Below are 19,231 nucleotides of genomic sequence, written 5' to 3'. Positions count from 1 at the left end.
CATTGCATTTTTTATTATTATACGAATCATTAATTATAAGGACTATATTATGTCAGACCGTTATGGTGATTTTGTTCAATCTTCTATTGGCAAAAAAGTAGCAAAAAATTTAGGCTTACCAATGCCAACGACGCTTGATCGTTTTGAAAGCGGTGAGCGTTTGGTGCGCGGTAGTGTATTGGTTGGACGTGCTACTGGCGATGATAAAAGTGTCAGCGAGTCTGTTGCACGCATTCTGTCAGATGTCCATGCTGAAGTATATGTAAATAGCAGCGATGACATCAAAGACGCACTTGCTGATGCAGGCGTAGAAGCAAAAGCCAACACGGGCGGCGACGATCAATTCAAAGTATTATTGTTTGATGCCAGCAATATCAGCAATGCTGAACAGCTAAACGAACTTTATGAGTTTTTCCACACAGTTGCACGCCGCGTAGAAAAATCAGGCCGTGTGGTTGTGGTTGGTCGTACGCCAGAGAATATCACTGATATTGAAGCAGCAATGGCTCAGCGCTCGCTTGAAGGTTTTGTGAAATCAGTGGGTAAAGAGTTTAAGCGCGGTATCACAGCACAGCTAGTTTATGTTGAAGAAGGCTCAGAGCAAAACCTAGATTCAACCCTACGCTTTTTCACCTCAGCTCGTTCAGCTTATGTATCAGGACAAGTAGTACGTGTCAGCAAAGGCAGTTCAGTTGATGTTGACTGGAACCAGCCTTTGGGCGGTAAGACTATGCTGGTGACTGGCGCAAGTCGCGGTATTGGTGAAGCAATCGCTCGTGTATTGGCTCGTGAAGGGGCGCATGTGATCTGTCTTGACGTACCGCAGCAGCAAGCTGACCTACAGAAAGTTGCTAGCGAAATCAGCGGTTCGGCTTTGACCGTAGATATTACTAGTGAAGACGCTGGTGCAGAAATTGCTGATGCTGCCCAGAAGCGTGGCGGCCTAGATTCAATTATTCATAACGCTGGCGTGACTCGTGATAAGACGTTGGCTAAGATGGATGAGAAAAAGTGGAACATGGTTATCGATATTAACTTAGGTAGTATCGCTAGATTGAATCGCTATTTGCTGGATAATGACGTATTAAAAGAAAATGCACGTATCGTATGTGTGTCGTCAATTTCAGGTATTGCGGGTAATATGGGTCAGACCAACTATGCCACTTCTAAAGCAGGTGTCATTGGTTTGGTTAATGCAACTGCCAAACAATTAGAAGACAATGCTAAGGGCATGACGATCAATGCAGTCGCTCCTGGTTTCATCGAAACACAAATGACAGAAGCCATTCCATTTGCTATTCGTGAAGCTGGTCGCCGCATGAACTCAATGAGCCAAGGCGGCTTGCCAGTAGATGTGGCTGAGACTATCGCATGGTTTGCCTCACCTGCGTCTGGTGGTCTAAATGGCAACACGGTTCGCGTCTGTGGTCAAAGTTTACTTGGTGCATAATGTTGATTAATAAGTAGGCATGTGTGAGAAAATAAGGTGCAGATAGAGAAAGCAGTTGTATGATATGACCTATTATTTCTCGTTTGTATCACATATGCTTACGAAATAATCTCTTATATAGTGTAATAAAGCTGCCCAAGGGTGGCTTTTTTATGGTAAAAACACAAGAACCAATAGCCAAACTATTTTTTGCTGTTAAGGATACTCATGAGGTTGATTAAATTTAATGCTTATTAGATGATTTAATAGTAGGCTTTAGTCAATGACTGCAGATTGTCTTTATATACGTTAAAGAACTTGTTCAAGCCACACTTAGGAAGTACTTATGTCAGACAAACATTATGATGCGTTGCCAAAGGCGCACACCACTTACGCCAATATTGTTAAAAGCTTATTACCAATTGGAAATGCTGATAAGGTCAGTAGAGATCAATTACCACAATCTACTTACTATGTAGATGACTTGCATATCGATCAAGAAAACCTAGACGACTATCGCAACATTTGCGGTTTTGCTGATGATGGTAAAGTACCAGCAACTTACTTTTCGGTATTGTCACAAACGTTGCAGATGAATATGATGGTCAAAGAGCCATTTCCGTTTGCCATGTTAGGTCTTGTTCACGTCGACAATAGCGTAACCCAGTATCGTCCGATCGGTGAGCGTGAAACGGTAGCAATGTCGGTCACTTTTGATAATTTACGCGATCATGCCCAAGGTCAGCAGTTTGATTTTGTGACTATCGTAAAATCAGAAGATGAGATTATTTGGGAAGGGACGTCAACTTATTTATCACGTAGCAAAAAGCCTAGTAGCAGCAAAGATAAAAAAAGTACACCGCGTCCAGCAGTGGTTAAGCTAGAAGTAAATGAAGAAGGTACTCATAGTATTTTTGAAGTGCCAGAAGATATTGGTCGTCGTTATGCCTTTGTTTCAGGTGATTTTAATTTGATTCATTTACATCCGCTATCAGCACGTGCATTTGGTTTCCCAAAAGCGATTGCACACGGTATGTGGTCAAAAGCGAAGTGCCTTGCCCTGATGGGTGACCTGCCTGACGCTTACACGATTGACGTCTCATTTAAATTACCTATCTTCTTGCCAGCCGAAGTAGAGTTGATTGCTGAGCCAGTAGCCCAGCTTACAAACATAGACGATACTTGTGAGTTCGGACTGTATAGCTCTAAAAACAATAAACCGCATCTAGCGGGAGTGGTAACACTAAAGAGCGACAGCAAGTAGTATATAGCATCATAAAACTTCTACTCTAACAGCCATATTTAACGTACATATTTATTATTATGACTTCACAAAACATGCCTTCAGAAGAAAACGCGATAGACGCAGACAAAACAGATAGCTTGGATACGGTCGCTGCTAACGATAGCGGCGCTAACACTCATATCAGTGCCGATAATGGCATTGATTTAGCTGCTATCTTTGAGCCTTATTTCCGTCCAGACGCAAATACTATTGTTTGCGGCGCATTAAATAACGAGAAGGTCGTTGCTTTAGCGAAAGCGGGCGTCGAGTTGGTTATTAATTTGCAGCCTGATGACGAGTTAAGCTTTGATGAGGCGTCAGTAGTTGAGCAAGCAGGTATGTATTATGAACACCTGCCTATCAGCGGTGCTAAAGAGCTAAAGCAGCTTAAGATATTGGCGTTTGATAATGTGTTACGTCAACATCACGGCAAAAAAGTCGCGATGCACTGTGGGTCTGGTAACAGGGTAGGAGCTGCAATTGCGCTGCGGGCAGGATGGTTACGTGGACGTAAGATGGATACAGCGATGGAACGTGGACGCAGTCATGGTTTGGCTAAGCTTGAACAAGAAGTTCATAACCGTTTGCTAGTACCGCGTTAATCAGGTTTGTTATATTGAACACTAGTACTGTTTTAGATGCTAGCAATATCTCAAAATATTATCTAAATAAATAATAAAAAAGGCGACCAATAGGTGGCCTTTTTTATTGGTTCAAAATTCATTTATACTGGTCCAAATATTTTATATAGTCTAAGAACAACTCATTTCAAAAGTAGAATAGTTTATATCACTGGAGCAAGGTAATAATGGATCATAATACAGAACATCCTAATACAACTACGAATATGGATATTCAGAAAAACTTACAGCAATTACTGACAGATTTACAGCTTGATGACGCACCCGCTGGTGGGGCTGTAGTAGTGTATCAGGCAGGCCAGTGTATAGCACAAGCCGGTACAGGTATGGCGCGTTCTGATGTGCCGTGGCAGCCTGATACGTTGGCCATTAATTTTTCTACTGGTAAAGGGGTGTTGGCAACGTTGGTTCATGTGCTTGTTTCGCAGCAGCTGCTTGAATATGACAAACCTATTGCACATTACTGGCCAGAGTTCGCTGCAAACGGCAAAGACAAAATCACCTTACGACAAATCATGTCACATCAGGCTAATTTATTTTCAATTCAAAGTATTGATGTCGATAGTGAAACGGTACTCGATTGGGATACGATGCTACGCCATATTGCATCGATGCCCATCACTTCTCCTGAAGATGCTATCAAATACGACAGCGCTTATAGTGCATTGGTCTATGGCTGGGTATTAGGCGGCGTATTAGAGGCGGTCACGAATCTATCATTCGCTGAAGCACTGAGCCAGTACCTAACTGAGCCTTTAGGGATTGCCGACAGCTGCTACTTTGGTGTGCCAGATAGTAAAGTAGATCAGGTGGCAAAATTGGCCAAAGATTTCGAGGAGTCAGAAGATACGAGCTCTCAATTGAAGTCGAGACGCCAAAAACCAACCTTGAAAGTGGACTCTCAGGAAACCTTACGTACTTATGCAAGCTTACCCAGTTACCATTGCTGGCAACAGAAAATGCTAAGTGACAATCGTGCAGCTGAGACACAGAGTAGCCTTGATGGAAAGCTAGATAGCTCTGACAATGATAACGTACAACCTATCTTAAATACGGCGCGTATCAATAGCTTATATTTTAATACCAGTCAGCTTAATCTAAAAAACTATAAGGCGGCGCTGATACCTGCTGGCAAGCAAGCGCTTGATTACCACAACCGTCAGACTCTACAGGCTGTCATTCCAGCGGCAAATGGTGTCGCTTCCGCTAAGGCACTGGCAACAATCTATGCAATGCTAGCCAATGGTGGTGTATGGCAAGGAAAAACACTGATTGATAGTGCCACTTTTGAGCAGTTAGCTACTCCGCAAGTTGAGGGTTTAGATGCGGTTATGCCAGCGGCTATGAAATGGCGATTAGGCTACCATAGATTATTTAGCTTACATGCCAAAAAAGACGATACGGATAAGAGAATGAGCCCAGCACTATCAGGGTTTGGGCATATAGGATATAACGGCTCGGTCGCTTGGTGCGATCCTAAGCGCCAACTATCATTTGCTTTTATCCATAATTTTGATACCACTATGCTCAATGACGTTCGTCAGTTTGCATTGACAGAGGCGATCTTGAGCTGGGTAGAAGAGATACTTTAATAATGCCAGTTTTAATCGCGAATTGATTTTTTTCAAATATAAGCAGCATTAATTCTAATGCTGCTTATTTGGTGTCATTTTGAGCAATCTCGAAGCGCTTAGACCATGGATAAAGATAGAGGTTAGAATGACAATCGAACAAACAATCCATAGTTTAAGCGCATCTTCATCAGCAAAAAACCCTTGATTGAGAGCGTAAGACAAGTAGTACAAAGTGCCAATACCGCGAATACCCAAAGCCGATATCGCATATTTTTCGGTACGAGGCAGGTTCAATCCTGATAAGGCAATAAATCCACCGATCGGACGTATAAGTAGTAGAAAGGTAAAACTAACGATATAGACACGCCATGTCAGCTCTATGTCTGCTTGCAACCCTTGACCAAGGAACATGCCGAAAATAACCAATACTAACGACATCAGCAAGCCTTCTGACTGTTCAGCGAAATCATGCAGTTTTTGGTGATAAGTGTGCTCACACTCTGAGCGACGAAACGCAAATGCAGCCACAAACACAGCGATAAAGCCATAACTGTGTACATATTCGGCAAGACCATATGCTAGTAGTGTCAACGCAATAACCACATAACCTTGCGAGATAGTTGTCTCACGGGTATGTTTAGAAAAAACCACTTTGGCTAATACTTTACCAACCAATACACCTACCACGACGCCTGCGCCAATTTTCCACAAAACGTCATGAGTGAACCACGACCATAGCATCTCATAGGTAAAGGCTTTGCCTTCACTGAACGCTTCTGCGATCTTAATTGCTAGATATACAAACGGAAAAGCCAGACCATCGTTCAATCCGGCCTCTGACGTTAAGGTAAAGCGCGGTGTGTCTTCACCACCTGTATTGGGAGGCCCGACTTGTATGCTAGAAGCTAAGACAGGGTCGGTTGGTGCTAGTACCGCACCCAACAAAATAGCAGCGCCCAATGTCAAACCAAAGGCGTAATAACCCAAGACTGCCATCGCAAAAATACCAATCGGCATGGTGATAAGTAGTAGTCTTACGGTCGGTCGCCATAATCGCCAAGACAGGTCCGTGTCAATTTTAATACCAGCACCAACCAATGAGACCAATACGATAATTTCAGTCAACTTTTCGATGAGTAAGCCGTTATCAAGTGGGTCTAAAAAAGATAAAGACGTCCACCAGTAGCCCATTATTAGGCCAAAGCTGACTTGAAGCATCGGTAATGAAATAGAGGTGCGCTTAAAAATAACAGGAAATAATGCCCCTAGCAAAAAGGCAATCCCGCAGATTAATAAAAATAAATTATATTTTTCGATCATAAGGTCACGCACGTCATTATGTTTTAAGGGGTTTTTTAAAAGGTGATTCTAAATACCGATGACAATTAATAATTGTAGATAAATTTAGCCATCGATATCTTTTATCATGACGCCAAAATAAAATAATTACCGCAAAAAATAGTTATCAAAATGACAGCTGCGTTGTTTTTTAGTGAAAAAAAGCCTGCATTGCGCAGGCTCTATATAGTTTTACCAGTATTTTTTGGGAATTTAGGTATTACAGCTTAGCGCTCAACTTGACTCACATCACGTATGGCGCCAGTATCGGCACTGGTAGTCATCGCGGCATAAGCACGCAATGCTGGCGTGACATAACGCTCACGGCTGACAGGTTTCCACGCATCACGTCCACGTGCTTCCATAGCTTCGCGGCGCGCAGCTAAGTCTGCATCACTGACTTGCATGTTAATGGTGCGATTAGGAATGTCGATATGAATGGTATCGCCTTCTTCAACTAGGCCGATGGCACCGCCTTCAGCAGCTTCTGGACTGGCATGTCCAATTGACAGGCCTGATGTACCACCAGAGAAACGACCATCGGTGAGCAATGCGCATTCTTTACCCAATCCTTTCGACTTTAGATACGTCGTTGGATATAGCATTTCTTGCATACCAGGGCCACCTTTAGGGCCTTCGTAACGGATGATGACCACATCGCCTGCAACGATCTGATCGGCCAATATCGCAGCAACAGCATCGTCTTGTGATTCAAATAGACGTGCGCGACCAGTAAAGGTTAAGATGCTTTCGTCGACGCCTGCGGTTTTGACCACACAGCCACGCTCGGCAATATTGCCATATAGTACGGCTAAGCCGCCGTCTGTAGAGTAGGCATGTTTCGCACTACGGATACATCCTGATTCACGGTTGACGTCGAGGTTGGCCCACTCTTGTGACTGTGAAAATGCTTCTGTGGTACGTATACCACCAGGTGCTGCAAGGAAGCGCGCACGTGCTTCATGATTGTCAGGGTTCATGATATCCCATTTCTCAATCGCTTCTTTCATCGTTGCACTATGGATGGTCGGTACATCAGTTTTTAATAACTCAGCACGGTTGAGCTCAGCCAACAATGCAAAGACACCGCCAGCACGATGCACATCTTCCATATGATACTTCTGTGAGGCAGGCGCTACTTTTGCAAGACAAGGTACACCGCGACTTAAACGGTCGATATCAGCCATCTTAAAGTCGATCTCTGCTTCGTTGGCAGCAGCAAGTAGATGCAAAATAGTATTGGTTGAGCCGCCCATAGCGATATCTAAGCTCATGGCATTTTCAAAAGCGGCTTTGGTAGCGATAGAACGTGGTAGTACAGAATCATCATCTTGCTCATAGCGACGCTTGGCAAGTGATACGATGGTACGACCAGCTTCTAAGAATAGCTCGCGACGCAATGAATGAGTGGCTAATAGTGAGCCATTACCTGGTAGGGCTAAGCCCAAAGCTTCTGTCAAGCAGTTCATTGAGTTGGCAGTGAACATACCGGAGCACGACCCGCAAGTAGGGCAGGCTGAAGCTTCGATAGCGGCGACGTCTTCATCACTGATACTATCATCTGCGGCGTCCATCATCGCATCGACAAGGTCAAGTTTGCGAACAGCACTACTATCACTACCATCGGTATTATGGCTCTTACCAACAGTACTGGCTAGAATTTTGCCCGCTTCCATTGGACCACCTGAGATAAATACCACTGGAACATTAAGGCGCATTGCGGCCATCAACATACCTGGAGTGATTTTGTCACAGTTAGAAATACATACTAGCGCATCTGCACAGTGAGCATTCACCATATACTCGACAGAGTCAGCGATCAAATCACGACTTGGTAGCGAGTACAACATACCGCTATGGCCCATCGCAATGCCATCGTCGACCGCAATAGTATTGAACTCTTTTGCAACGCCGCCTGCTTGCTCAATCTCGCGTGCGACCAGTTGTCCAAGGTCTTTTAGATGCACATGACCAGGTACAAACTGGGTAAAAGAGTTAGCAATCGCAATGATTGGCTTACCAAAGTCGCCGTCAGTCATGCCGGTTGCACGCCATAATGCGCGCGCGCCTGCCATATTACGACCGCCGGTAGAGGTTTTTGAGCGATAATCCATGTGATATTCCTTACAAATAGGCGGGGTTGTTAAAATGTGCACCCTCAGTTCTAATAGGGATAGTGTGCTTTTTATAGAGAGTGAGTACTAGTGAATAATACTAATTCGTTACCATACCATTAGATATGAATAACTAAAAACAATATGCTAATAACAGTGAATTAATAATCACAAGCAATGATCGAAAAAGCAGGTATTCAAAACGTCTATTCGATACGTTCTAATATGGCTTTCTCAAACCAAGGAAGATCGGTCTTGTCTGCTTCTAATTTCACAATGGTTGCGAGCGCATGGGTAGCCTGTAGTTGCTGATAATCGCTACTAGCCTCAATCGTCAACAGTGATTCGGCAGATAATGCTTGCGTATTGAGGTTTTGCTCGTCAACGCTGATTAATGTCTGCTTATTATTTTTGTAGAGGACGTCTACGCGACCAAAAAACTGCCAGTCTTTGAACGCTGCCGTAATCGCATCCGCAGCATCTTTGGTATATACCTGCTGCGTCTCCTTACCTGTATTGGTCCAATGCAGCCTGACCGCCAATTGCAATGCCTCACTAAATACCACTAACGAGCCGATAATTTTTACATGCCAAGGACTGGTCAATAGCTCCTTATCAATACCAATTAATTGAGCTGCCTCATGAGCTGACATAGGCGTATTAAATTTAAGCAGCAGTTCAGGAGTAAGAGAGTGCGTTTGCTTGATCGAATCATCTAAACTGTCATAGTGATACAGAAAAGATAGTGGCAAGTCTTGGGTGACAGTTTTTTTGATAATTTTGCAATTATGTATCTGCCAGCTGATGGTTTTATCAGTCAATGCTTCTGCTAATATGATCGCGTTTGGATCGATGGTTTGAGTCATATTTTCAGACTTAAGATTAGATTGTACTGAGTCGGAGTGTTCTGAAGCAATGCTGTCAGACACAGAGGTATTCTCTCTAGAAACTTGGACTGCGTCATCGAGTACAGCGTCAGTGCTGTTATTTGAGCTATCTAAGTTGTTTAAGCTATTTGAGTTATCTGATGTATTGGTTGGCAAAGTAGGCAAATCCATAAACATAGCGTTATTAAAATAGAGGGTTAATATAACATTTTAAGGGTATGGCCCGCCAATAAAATAGTGAGCTAGCATAGTTGGAATATGGCTTGATATTTTTCAAATTCGATTGTCGTACTGACTTGTACTAAACTTATATTTCGTCCACTATATGACAGACGCTTTTATCTATTTTGGATAGCTATTGAGCTATTAATTGGCTAATAATAAAACTCTTAAAGGAAAAAATAATGACTGAAGCTAATCAACAAACCACCTATGATGACAATAATATTTTTGCCAAAATGCTAGAGGGCGATATTCCATATCATAAGGTATATGAAGATGATAAAACGCTCGCCTTTATGGACATTATGCCGCAGGCTGAAGGCCATGTACTAGTGATACCTAAACAAAAAGCCTTTGATTTGGAAGACCTTGAACCAGAATATGCTGCGGCGGTACTAATGACGTCCAAAAAAGTCATGCAGGCACAGCGTAAAGTATTTGAGCGTGAAGGGGTGATTCAAATGCAGTTGAATGGGGCACAAGCAGGGCAAACTGTGTTTCACTATCATATACATCTGATCCCTTCAAGCATTCATGAGTTAGGACGCCATGCCGTCACACAAGCTGATCAAGGTGAGCTTGTAGATATTGCACAACGACTGGTAGCAGCAATCGATGCTCAATAACTAAATAGAGTATTTTTGAACCGAATAGAGAGAGATACCTACATCTAGAAACGATAGTACGTCTATCAACTTTAGTTTATTTACTATTTTCTTATTATGGAAATATAGAACATATACAATCAGAAGGCAGCTAGCAAGCTGCCTTTTTTATTTCCTTAGTAAGAATAATGTAACATTATTTAAATTCATGTTACTAACTTAACGCTTAACTAGGGTTTTAGCAAAGAGTGTGATAGTTATTATAAACGTTCACACACATTTTCTAATCTTTGCCCCAATCGATAATTTTTTATAACAAGGCATTGCTAATTTTTGAGGATATTATCTTTCATGAGTAAATTACCTCGTTCGACTATTTTATTGCCGGTATTTGTACCAGCAGCTATTATCATGATGCTGTTGGTCATTGGTACCGCAATCAACCCTGAAGCAGCTGGTGCGCTATTCAATGATGTGCTTGCCTTCACAACAGAGACATTCGGCTGGTTTTATATGTTGGCCGTGGCATTATTTTTGATGTTCATCATCGTATTGGCATTTTCGTCTTATGGCAGTATTAAGCTGGGCCCTGACCATGCCGAGGCGGAATATAAGTTCCTCGAATGGTTTGCTATGTTATTTTCGGCAGGCTACGGGATTGCGCTACTGTTTTATGGTGTAGCGGAACCAGTCATGCATTTTTCCAGTCCGCCAATGTCGGAACCACAAACTATTGCCGCGGCAAAAGAGGCGATGCGAATTGCGTATTTCCACTGGGGTTTTCATATTTGGGCGATTTATGGCGTAGTGGGTTTATCGTTGGCATATTTTGCTTTCCGACATGGTTTACCGCTATCAATACGCTCAACGCTGTATCCAATTATCGGTGACAAGATTCATGGCCCTATAGGTCATACGGTCGATGTGTTTGCAATATTGGGCACGATGTTTGGTATTGCTACCAGTCTTGGTTTATCAGTGTCGCAAATTAACGCGGGACTAAATTACCTATTGCCAGATATTATTCCGATGAATACGACTGTACAGGTGATTGCTATTGCATTGGTGACAGCCGCAGCACTGGTATCGGTGTTAGCAGGTATGGATAAGGGTGTTAAACGCTTGTCTATTCTAAATATGCTATTGGCAACTGCGTTGATGGTGTTCGTATTTGTTGTTGGTCCGACTATTTTTATCTTAAATGCCTTTATGGAAAATACAGGTAGCTATTTGGGTAATATCGTTGAGCGCACCTTTAGCTTACAGGCGTACGAAAACAGCAATTGGATCGGTAGCTGGACCTTGTTTATTTTTGCATGGACCATCGCATGGGCACCTTTTGTAGGTCTGTTTATTGCCAAAATTAGCCGTGGCCGTACCATTCGTGAGTTCGTACTGGGTGTGATGCTTGTACCAACTTTCTTCACGTTCTTCTGGTTTTCGGTGTTTGGTGATACTGCGCTACATATGATTATGGTCGACGGTTATACCTCGTTAATCAGCGAAGTACAAAACAACCAAGCAATTGCTTTATTTAAACTATTGGAAAACCTACCGTTTACTGAGTTTGTGTCGTCATTGACCATTTTATTGATTATCACCTTTTTTGTGACGTCATCGGATTCTGGCTCATTGGTGATCGACTCGCTAGCGGCTGGCGGTCGTAGTGATACGCCATGGTGGCAGCGTAGCTTTTGGGTAGTGACCGAAGGGGCTGTAGCTGCGGTACTACTCATTGCAGGTGGTCTAACGGCGCTACAAACGGCAGCTATTGTCAGTGCGCTACCTTTTGCCATTATTATTCTTATTTCAATGTTTGGCATGTGGCGTGCGCTGCGTATCGAAGGACATCGTAATCAGAGCCTTGATCAAAACAACAAATTGCCTCCGCATCTACTCAAACCATCAGCGTGGCGTGAGCGTATCGATTATATGACTGACAAGCCGACACCTGAAAAGGTATTGAGTTACATTAAAGAAGTAGTTATGCCATCGATGATGGAAGTGTCGTCTAAATTTGCAGAAACTGGTTGGACGACTGAGGTTAATTATGATGCGGTCAACAACCGTGCTGTACTCGAGTTACAACGTGGTGACGATGTCGAGTTTTGGTATGAAGTGCGCCTATCTGAGCATGAGGCGCCCGACTATTATACTGAAGAAACCGTAGATACCTTGCCGCAAGAGCATCATCATCGAGCTGAAGTGTATCTACGCCGTGGTGGTCAAACATATGATTTATATGGCTATAAATCAGAATCAGTGATTAATGACATTATTGATCAGTTCGAGAAGTATTTACATTTCCTCAATGTATCGCCTGATAGCCTACCGTGGCGCATGCAAGAGCATGATGATGACATCACGCTAGAGCAGGATAGTGTGCTTGATAAATAATGGACTGAATGTATCTAAAACGAGTATGATTATTGCAAGCTATTCACATGAATAACTTGCAATAAATACAGGATTCCTTAGAATAACGGCTTGTTTTTCTTACAAATCAAGCCGTTTTTTATGTCCAATGATTTTTCTGTTGTATCTACGTCTTTGCCAGCGTCTAACCATTCATTGTTACAGCCATTGAATATTGGTGGCTTGACGATTGAAAACCGTCTAATGGTCGCTCCGATGGCAGGCGTGACAGACAACCCTTTTCGCCGACTGTGTAAGTCGTTTGGCGCGGGTCATGCGGTCAGTGAAATGATCATCGCTGATACTGCTCTTTATGCGCGCAAAAAATCCTTGTATCGTGCCAATTTTGATAATGAAATTGCGCCTATTTCTGCACAAATAGCAGGAGCAGAGCCTGATAAACTGGCTGAAGCGGCCCGTTATCAAATTGATAACGGCGCACAGATTATCGATATCAATATGGGCTGTCCGGCCAAAAAGGTTTGTCGTAAGCTAGCAGGTTCTGCGTTATTGCAAGATGAAGATTTGGTCGCGCGTTTGCTAGATGCAACGGTCAATGCGGTAGATGCCCCTGTCACGCTAAAGACACGTTTAGGCTTTGAAAACGGTCGTGAAAACATCTTGCGTGTGGCGCGCCGTGCTGAGCAAGCAGGTATTGCAGCGATTGCTATTCATGGACGTACGCGCGAGGACATGTATACAGGTAATGCGCGTTATGAGCTAATACGTGAAGTCAAAGAAAGTATCAGTATTCCTGTCATTGCCAACGGTGATATCGATAGCGCACAAAAAGCCCAACACGTCTATGAGATGACAGGCTGTGATGCGGTGATGATTGGACGGGCTGCACAAGGACAACCATGGATATTTCGTGATATTGAGCATTTTTTGCGTACTGGAGAGTGCTTAGAAGCCCCAAGTGTTAGTGAGATAAAAGAGATAGTACTTGCTCATTTACAAGAGCTTTATGATTTTTATGGGGAGTATTCAGGCTGCCGTATCGCTCGTAAACATATTGCATGGTATACGACAGGTATTCCAAACTCTAACGCCTTTAGACAGGCGATGTATGGCGAAGAAAGTACCGCTGGACAATTTAAAGTAGTCGAGACTTTTTTGCAGGCACACGAATAGTAATCGCTTAAGTCTTATGTGTCAGACTATTTATCAGACGCCGATTTTTTATTCTGCCAAGGGAATCGGCCTTCTAGTTCAACTTGTAGCGATAAGCTCAAAAAGGTTCGAATCAGTACGATAAAACCTAGCACTAATACGCTACGTAGCGATGGCTCAGTGACGACTGTAGCTACGATATCAGCGGCAATCAGCACTTCTAAACCCAACAAGATAGACTTACCTACGGTCTGTCTGATCTCAATATAGGTGTCATTGTTGAAATGACCCGATGCTCGCAAGGCTTTATATAAAGCAAGAAATAGCCCAAAAAACATAATAAGTACGCCAATGACTTCGATAATTTTGGCAATTAAGTCGATGTAGTGAGTTAGTGTGTCTATCAAAGCAGGTACTCCTCGTAATTGACCAAAAAAGTATAGCATTTGGCCATAAACTAAAACTGTATTCATAAGCCTTTATGACGACTAGGAACTTTCACAAAGGTCCCGTTAACTCACGCCTACCATGGTTTTGTTCACTCCATACTACGTTTTTTTGCTATGCTATAACCAAATACTAATAACGATAGAATAAACAAAAAGGACTTTTTATGGCCAGTCTCTCGAAAAAAGTAATCACTAAAGCGGTCAAAGGCAAAAATATTATCATTACAGGCGCTTCAAGTGGTATCGGCGAGCGTACGGCTTTTTTGCTCAGTGAGTGCGGCGCGCATGTTATTTTGCTGGCTCGTACTGCAGATAAGTTAAAAATGGTCAAAGAAAATATTGAAACACTTGGCGGTGCGGCCAGTTACTATCCATGCGACCTTACCAATATGGATGAGATTGAAAAAACCAGCGAAAAAATTCTGGCTGATTTTAAGCATGTTGATGTATTGGTCAACAATGCAGGTCGTTCGATTCGCCGTTCAGTACATGAATCGGTTAACCGTTTCCATGATTTTGAACGTACCATGGAGATTAATTATTTTGGCGCGGTCAAAATTGTTCTTGGTTTTTTGCCAACTATGATTGGGCGTCAAACCGGTCAAATCGTGAATATATCTTCAATTGGTGTGTTGGCAAACAGCCCTCGATTTTCAGCATATGTCGCATCAAAGGCAGCTTTGGATGCATTTAGTCGCTGTTTGGCTGCCGAAGTCAAAGGCGATAATATCAAAGTGACCAATATTTTTATGCCACTCGTACGCACCCCAATGATTGCGCCAACCAAACTATATCGATATATGCCAGCATTGATGCCTGATGACGCTGCAATGATGGTAGCGAAAGCCATCGTTCACAAGCCGAATAGCATTGCTAGTAATATGGGTAAATTTGCATCGGCGACTTACTCGCTGGTACCCGCCTTCAACGTTGGCGTGCAGTCCATTGGCTATCGCATTTTTCCAAGTTCAACTGCTGCGCAAACGACTGATAGCAAACCTAATTTTGCCCAGCGTGTTTTTGCTAAAATTCTTCCTGGTGAGCATCATTAAAGTAGGTTTATTATCAGCACCAAATTCGAATAATAAGGATACTACGGTGTCCTTTTTTTTATGCTCTAAAAATATCATCAAGCAGCATAAGAGACTGCTTCGTTACGTATAGTGAACATGATTAGTTATTCAATAAATAAATCTTCAAGACTTCCGCCATACAATTCTGTTTCTATCCGTACCTCTATTAAGATGAATTTAATTCATCTTATGTTTAAATTGTATCGTTTTTATTCATGTTTAGATTTCGGTATGATTCACCTCATACACAAATTTGATTTTATCTCAGATAATTAAGGTAGCAAATCACCATGAGTAAAGAATTCAATTGTTCAATCAAGCACATTCGTTTTGACGAAAACTATCAGCCTGCAGATAGCACGCGTTTGACAACTAACTTCGCAAATTTGGCTCGCGGCGAGCACCGTCAGGAGAACTTGCGCAAAACGCTAAGAATGATAGACAACCGCTTTAACGCATTGGCGCATTGGGACAACCCAACAGCAGACCGCTATTCTGTTGAAGTAGATATTATTTCTGTCGATATGGATGTTGAAGGCAATGGTCATACGTTTCCTATTATCGAAACGCTAAAAACCACAATTGTAGATCATAAAGAAAACAAGCGTATCGACGGTATGATTGGTAATAGTTTCTCATCTTACGTGCGTGATTATGATTTCAGTATTGTATTACCAGAGCATCGTGACAAAAACTTAGCGTCAATAACACCAGATAATTTTGGTGAGCTACACGGCAAACTGTTTCAATATTTATTAAACTCAGAAGCATACAAAGCGCAATTTAATAAAAAACCAGTGATTTGCCTGAGCGTGTCAACCAGCAAAACCTACTACCGTACTACCAACCAGCATCCTGTATTGGGTGTTGAATACAAGCAAGACGAATACTCATTAACTGATGACTATTTTTATAAAATGGGCTTAGTCGTACGCTATTTCAAGCCTGAAGGTAGTGCTGCGCCATTAGCCTTTTATTTCGCAGGTGATTTACTAAGTGATTACACCGATCTTGAGCTTATCAGTGCGATTAGTACGATGGAAACCTTCCAGAAAATCTACCGTCCTGAGATTTACAATGCTAATTCAAATGCTGGTCAAGTGTATCAACCAAGTCTAAAGTATCAAGACTATTCATTGACCCAAGTTGTCTATGACCGCGCCGAACGTAGTCAAATGGCGGTGACACAAGGTAAGTTTACAGAAGAAACATTTATCAAGCCATACCAAGATATTCTTGAAGAATGGGCTGCAAGCTATACCGTTGAGAGTCAAGCGGATAAAAAACAAACCAATAATAAATATGCTGCTTAACCGAGCACACGAGAGAAGATAAACAACCATGACAAAACTATTATTACCAACATCAACCGCTGGCAGCTTACCGAAACCGTCTTGGCTGGCAGAACCTGAAAAAATTTGGTCACCTTGGGCTTTAGAAGGCGAGCAGTTGATTGAAGCCAAACAAGATGCATTGCGTTTGTCTCTTCAAGAACAAGTACATGCAGGTATTGATATCGTCAGCGATGGCGAGCAGACTCGTCAGCATTTCGTGACCACGTTTATCGAACATCTCGATGGTGTTGATTTTGAAAATCGTGAGACGGTCAAAATCCGCGATCGCTATGATGCGAGTGTGCCATCAGTGGTCGGTGCGGTGAGCCGTCAAAAGCCAGTATTTGTAGAAGATGCCAAGTTTTTACGTCAGCAGACCAATCAGCCAATCAAATGGGCCTTGCCAGGGCCGATGACGATGATTGATACACTGTATGATGATCATTATAAAAGTCGTGAGAAACTGGCTTGGGAATTTGCTAAAATCCTGAATCAAGAAGCAAAAGAGCTAGAGGCTACTGGTGTTGATATTATCCAATTCGATGAACCAGCATTTAATGTGTTCTTTGATGATGTGAATGACTGGGGTATTGCTACTTTAGAGCGTGCTATTGAAGGTCTAAAGTGCGAAACAGCAGTACATATTTGCTACGGTTATGGTATCGAAGCCAATAATAACTGGAAAAAGACACTGGGTTCAGAATGGCGTCAATATGAAAAGGCCTTTCCTCAGCTGCAACAGTCTAAGATTGATATTGTCTCACTTGAATGTCAAAACTCACATGTGCCAATGGATTTGATTGAATTGATTCGCGGTAAAAAAGTAATGGTTGGTGCCATTGATGTGGCAACCAATACCATTGAGACACCAGAAGAAGTGGCCAACACACTACGTAAAGCATTACAATTTGTTGATGCTGACAAGCTGTATCCTGCCACCAATTGCGGCATGGCACCGTTGTCACGCCAAGTGGCTCGTGGCAAGCTTGCGGCATTAGGTGCAGGCGCACAGATCGTTCGTCAAGAGCTGACTGCGTAGAGCTTATCAAACAAACTGATATAAATTTGGCATTGGTGGCTTTGGTATTGGTAACTCTGGTAAATTTTGTAGGCTAGAATTTTAACTTGAATGATGCTTATTAAAGTTCAGTCGTTGAGGAGATTCTATTTACAGAATCTCCCTTTGCAAAACTAAAATTGAAGCACAATTTTTTAACGTTTCACAGGATTTCAGTAATGATTAAAGATATGATTGAAGCAACCGATTTTAGAGATGCCATGTCTTTGTTAACGACTGCGGTCAATGTTGTCACCACAGAAGGTGTCTCTGGCGTTCATGGGTTTACAGCATCGGCAGTATGCAGTGTCACAGATACACCGCCAACTTTGCTCGTCTGTATGAACCAGACCTCTCGGTCGCATGCGTATTTTGTTGAAAATAAAACATTGTGTGTCAATGTGTTGGGCGCTCATCATGAACCCGTCTCTAACGCTTTTGCCTCAAAATTACATTCAGAAGAGCGCTTCAAACAAGGTGCTTGGTCTCAGTTAGTAACAGGTTCTCCTATTCTAGAAGATGCATTGGTCAGTTTCGACTGTGAGATTGAGCAAATTCAGAAAGTAGGCACGCACAGTGTGTTTATGTGCCGAGTAGTCGCCATCAAAAAATCTGAGCAATCAGACGGACAAGAAGAAAGCTTGGTTTACTTTAATCGTGCTTACTCTCGAGTGGGTCAAGTGGATATCGCTTAAGTCAATCATCCGGCCATTATCGAATGGTCATCAAACTATTCATCGTCAATCTGAGAAGTAACTATCCCGTGGAATTAATCATTTTTTTAGTCATAGGTGCCCTCGCAGGATTTGCTGCGGGGCTTTTTGGTGTGGGCGGTGGAACCATCATCGTGCCACTATTGTTTATTGTCTTTACTCAGATGGGTTATAGTCCTGACAATATCATGCATTTGGCGTTAGGTACGTCACTTGCGACTATTATTGTGACGTCTATTAGCTCGTTAATGGCGCACAATAAAAAAGGCGCAGTCATGTGGCCTGTCTTCAAAAACCTAGCACCTGGTTTAGCGATAGGGTGCTTTTTAGGAGCAGGGATAGCAGGGCAGATATCTGGGTTATATCTTCAGCTCATCGTCGGTGTGTTTTTGCTTTGGGTGGCCTTTAAAATGTTTAGGGGTGGCAAAAAGAAAACAACCAGCAGCGTCAATAACGCTCACGCAGCATTACCCTCAAAGTCTAAGCAACTGGCAGCAGGTGGGGTTATCGGTATTGCTTCTGCCATTTTTGGCATCGGCGGTGGTAGCTTAACCGTACCTTATCTCACGCGCTACGGTGTGGTGATGCAAAAAGCGGTTGGTACGTCGGCCGCTTGTGGTCTACCCATCGCGATTGCTGGTGCATTAGGGTTTATGTTTTTTGGGATGAAGCAGCAAGTAGATGTGCCCAATACAATTGGTTTTGTTCACATCTATGCCTTTTTGGGCATTAGTATCATGAGCTTTTTTACTGCAAAGATAGGGGCGAAAGTGGCTCATATATTATCACCGCAGCTATTAAAAAAATGTTTTGCGGTGTTACTGACTGTCGTCGGGTTTTACTTCCTATATAAAGGATTGGTATAAGTGACTTGCTATAATTGATTTGAGATTAATGGATGCTGTCAAAGATTTCAGGTGAGGAGGTTGGATTAGTATATCGACCAGCGTACTGACTGGCTATATTCTTAAGTTGTCGCTAG

The 19,231-nt window shown here is 42.6% G+C and carries 16 protein-coding genes; 12 read left to right on the top strand and 4 right to left on the bottom strand.

The features are described from left to right. Nucleotides 1-49: 49 nt before the first annotated feature. The 4 genes from ACT3QN_RS00640 (at nt 50) to ACT3QN_RS00625 (ending at nt 4,947) form a co-directional block, all read left to right on the top strand. On the top strand, nt 50-1,450 hold the full coding sequence (locus tag ACT3QN_RS00640; protein ID WP_444521964.1) for a 3-oxoacyl-ACP reductase: 1,401 nt from the start codon (nt 50-52) through the stop codon (nt 1,448-1,450). A gap of 325 nt (nt 1,451-1,775) precedes the next feature. After that, on the top strand, nt 1,776-2,693 hold the full coding sequence (locus tag ACT3QN_RS00635) for a MaoC family dehydratase (RefSeq protein WP_444521965.1): 918 nt from the start codon (nt 1,776-1,778) through the stop codon (nt 2,691-2,693). A gap of 59 nt (nt 2,694-2,752) precedes the next feature. Beyond that, a complete protein-coding gene (locus ACT3QN_RS00630) occupies nt 2,753-3,316 on the top strand; it encodes a beta-lactamase hydrolase domain-containing protein (protein WP_444521966.1) in 564 nt (187 codons plus the stop codon). A gap of 206 nt (nt 3,317-3,522) precedes the next feature. Continuing rightward, entirely contained in the window at nt 3,523-4,947 is a 1,425-nt protein-coding gene (locus ACT3QN_RS00625; RefSeq protein ID WP_444521967.1) for a serine hydrolase domain-containing protein, read from the top strand. 54 nt (nt 4,948-5,001) lie between these two features. On the opposite strand, the gene ACT3QN_RS00620 is transcribed toward ACT3QN_RS00625, so the two are convergent. The 3 genes from ACT3QN_RS00620 to ACT3QN_RS00610 all read right to left on the bottom strand — a co-directional run bounded on the left by ACT3QN_RS00620 (nt 5,002) and on the right by ACT3QN_RS00610 (nt 9,439). After that, entirely contained in the window at nt 5,002-6,249 is a 1,248-nt protein-coding gene (locus tag ACT3QN_RS00620; RefSeq protein ID WP_444521968.1) for a cation:proton antiporter, read from the bottom strand. Between the two features lie 245 nt (nt 6,250-6,494). After that, nucleotides 6,495-8,381 (bottom strand): dihydroxy-acid dehydratase, encoded by a 1,887-nt coding sequence (gene ilvD / locus ACT3QN_RS00615; RefSeq protein WP_444521969.1) that lies wholly within the window; start codon nt 8,379-8,381, stop codon nt 6,495-6,497. 206 nt (nt 8,382-8,587) lie between these two features. Then, nucleotides 8,588-9,439 (bottom strand): hypothetical protein, encoded by an 852-nt coding sequence (locus ACT3QN_RS00610; RefSeq protein WP_444521970.1) that lies wholly within the window; start codon nt 9,437-9,439, stop codon nt 8,588-8,590. A gap of 233 nt (nt 9,440-9,672) precedes the next feature. On the opposite strand from ACT3QN_RS00610, the gene ACT3QN_RS00605 reads away from it, so the two are divergent. From ACT3QN_RS00605 to dusB, 3 genes are all read left to right on the top strand, one after another. After that, the gene (locus ACT3QN_RS00605; protein WP_444528713.1) at nt 9,673-10,116 is read left to right on the top strand and encodes an HIT family protein; all 444 of its coding nucleotides are present in this window, start codon (nt 9,673-9,675) and stop codon (nt 10,114-10,116) included. A 330-nt stretch (nt 10,117-10,446) separates the two neighbouring features. Beyond that, the gene (locus tag ACT3QN_RS00600) at nt 10,447-12,492 is read left to right on the top strand and encodes a BCCT family transporter (protein ID WP_444521972.1); all 2,046 of its coding nucleotides are present in this window, start codon (nt 10,447-10,449) and stop codon (nt 12,490-12,492) included. A 120-nt stretch (nt 12,493-12,612) separates the two neighbouring features. Then, entirely contained in the window at nt 12,613-13,644 is a 1,032-nt protein-coding gene (gene dusB, locus ACT3QN_RS00595) for a tRNA dihydrouridine synthase DusB (RefSeq protein ID WP_444521973.1), read from the top strand. A 26-nt stretch (nt 13,645-13,670) separates the two neighbouring features. Here the strand turns inward: dusB and ACT3QN_RS00590 are convergent, their stop codons facing one another. After that, the gene (locus ACT3QN_RS00590) at nt 13,671-14,030 is read right to left on the bottom strand and encodes a DUF1622 domain-containing protein (protein WP_444521974.1); all 360 of its coding nucleotides are present in this window, start codon (nt 14,028-14,030) and stop codon (nt 13,671-13,673) included. A 206-nt stretch (nt 14,031-14,236) separates the two neighbouring features. On the opposite strand from ACT3QN_RS00590, the gene ACT3QN_RS00585 reads away from it, so the two are divergent. The 5 genes from ACT3QN_RS00585 to ACT3QN_RS00565 all read left to right on the top strand — a co-directional run bounded on the left by ACT3QN_RS00585 (nt 14,237) and on the right by ACT3QN_RS00565 (nt 19,115). Then, the gene (locus tag ACT3QN_RS00585) at nt 14,237-15,124 is read left to right on the top strand and encodes an SDR family NAD(P)-dependent oxidoreductase (protein WP_444521975.1); all 888 of its coding nucleotides are present in this window, start codon (nt 14,237-14,239) and stop codon (nt 15,122-15,124) included. Between the two features lie 311 nt (nt 15,125-15,435). Beyond that, nucleotides 15,436-16,458, top strand: coding sequence for a DUF1852 domain-containing protein (locus tag ACT3QN_RS00580; protein WP_444521976.1), 1,023 nt, complete (start codon nt 15,436-15,438; stop codon nt 16,456-16,458). A gap of 28 nt (nt 16,459-16,486) precedes the next feature. After that, nucleotides 16,487-17,518 (top strand): methionine synthase, encoded by a 1,032-nt coding sequence (locus ACT3QN_RS00575; RefSeq protein ID WP_444521977.1) that lies wholly within the window; start codon nt 16,487-16,489, stop codon nt 17,516-17,518. A 209-nt stretch (nt 17,519-17,727) separates the two neighbouring features. Beyond that, nucleotides 17,728-18,231, top strand: coding sequence for a flavin reductase (locus ACT3QN_RS00570; protein WP_444521978.1), 504 nt, complete (start codon nt 17,728-17,730; stop codon nt 18,229-18,231). 68 nt (nt 18,232-18,299) lie between these two features. Beyond that, nucleotides 18,300-19,115 carry a sulfite exporter TauE/SafE family protein gene (locus tag ACT3QN_RS00565; RefSeq protein ID WP_444521979.1) on the top strand — a complete coding sequence of 272 codons (816 nt, stop codon included), beginning with the start codon at nt 18,300-18,302 and terminating at the stop codon, nt 19,113-19,115. Nucleotides 19,116-19,231 lie beyond the last annotated feature (116 nt).

This window comes from Psychrobacter sp. AOP7-C1-14, from assembly GCF_052376135.1.
Taxonomy (GTDB): Bacteria; Pseudomonadota; Gammaproteobacteria; order Pseudomonadales; family Moraxellaceae; genus Psychrobacter.
Note: the sequence above shows the minus strand (reverse complement) of the source record. Positions and strands in the feature narration are given on the sequence as shown.

Coding starts and splice junctions, on each gene's coding strand:
- ACT3QN_RS00640 (WP_444521964.1), top strand. CDS start 50: ATGTCAGACCGTTATGGTGATTTTGTTCAATCTTCTATTGGCAAAAAA.
- ACT3QN_RS00635 (WP_444521965.1), top strand. CDS start 1,776: ATGTCAGACAAACATTATGATGCGTTGCCAAAGGCGCACACCACTTAC.
- ACT3QN_RS00630 (WP_444521966.1), top strand. CDS start 2,753: ATGACTTCACAAAACATGCCTTCAGAAGAAAACGCGATAGACGCAGAC.
- ACT3QN_RS00625 (WP_444521967.1), top strand. CDS start 3,523: ATGGATCATAATACAGAACATCCTAATACAACTACGAATATGGATATT.
- ACT3QN_RS00620 (WP_444521968.1), bottom strand. CDS start 6,249: ATGATCGAAAAATATAATTTATTTTTATTAATCTGCGGGATTGCCTTT.
- ilvD (WP_444521969.1), bottom strand. CDS start 8,381: ATGGATTATCGCTCAAAAACCTCTACCGGCGGTCGTAATATGGCAGGC.
- ACT3QN_RS00610 (WP_444521970.1), bottom strand. CDS start 9,439: ATGGATTTGCCTACTTTGCCAACCAATACATCAGATAACTCAAATAGC.
- ACT3QN_RS00605 (WP_444528713.1), top strand. CDS start 9,673: ATGACTGAAGCTAATCAACAAACCACCTATGATGACAATAATATTTTT.
- ACT3QN_RS00600 (WP_444521972.1), top strand. CDS start 10,447: ATGAGTAAATTACCTCGTTCGACTATTTTATTGCCGGTATTTGTACCA.
- dusB (WP_444521973.1), top strand. CDS start 12,613: ATGTCCAATGATTTTTCTGTTGTATCTACGTCTTTGCCAGCGTCTAAC.
- ACT3QN_RS00585 (WP_444521975.1), top strand. CDS start 14,237: ATGGCCAGTCTCTCGAAAAAAGTAATCACTAAAGCGGTCAAAGGCAAA.
- ACT3QN_RS00580 (WP_444521976.1), top strand. CDS start 15,436: ATGAGTAAAGAATTCAATTGTTCAATCAAGCACATTCGTTTTGACGAA.
- ACT3QN_RS00575 (WP_444521977.1), top strand. CDS start 16,487: ATGACAAAACTATTATTACCAACATCAACCGCTGGCAGCTTACCGAAA.
- ACT3QN_RS00570 (WP_444521978.1), top strand. CDS start 17,728: ATGATTGAAGCAACCGATTTTAGAGATGCCATGTCTTTGTTAACGACT.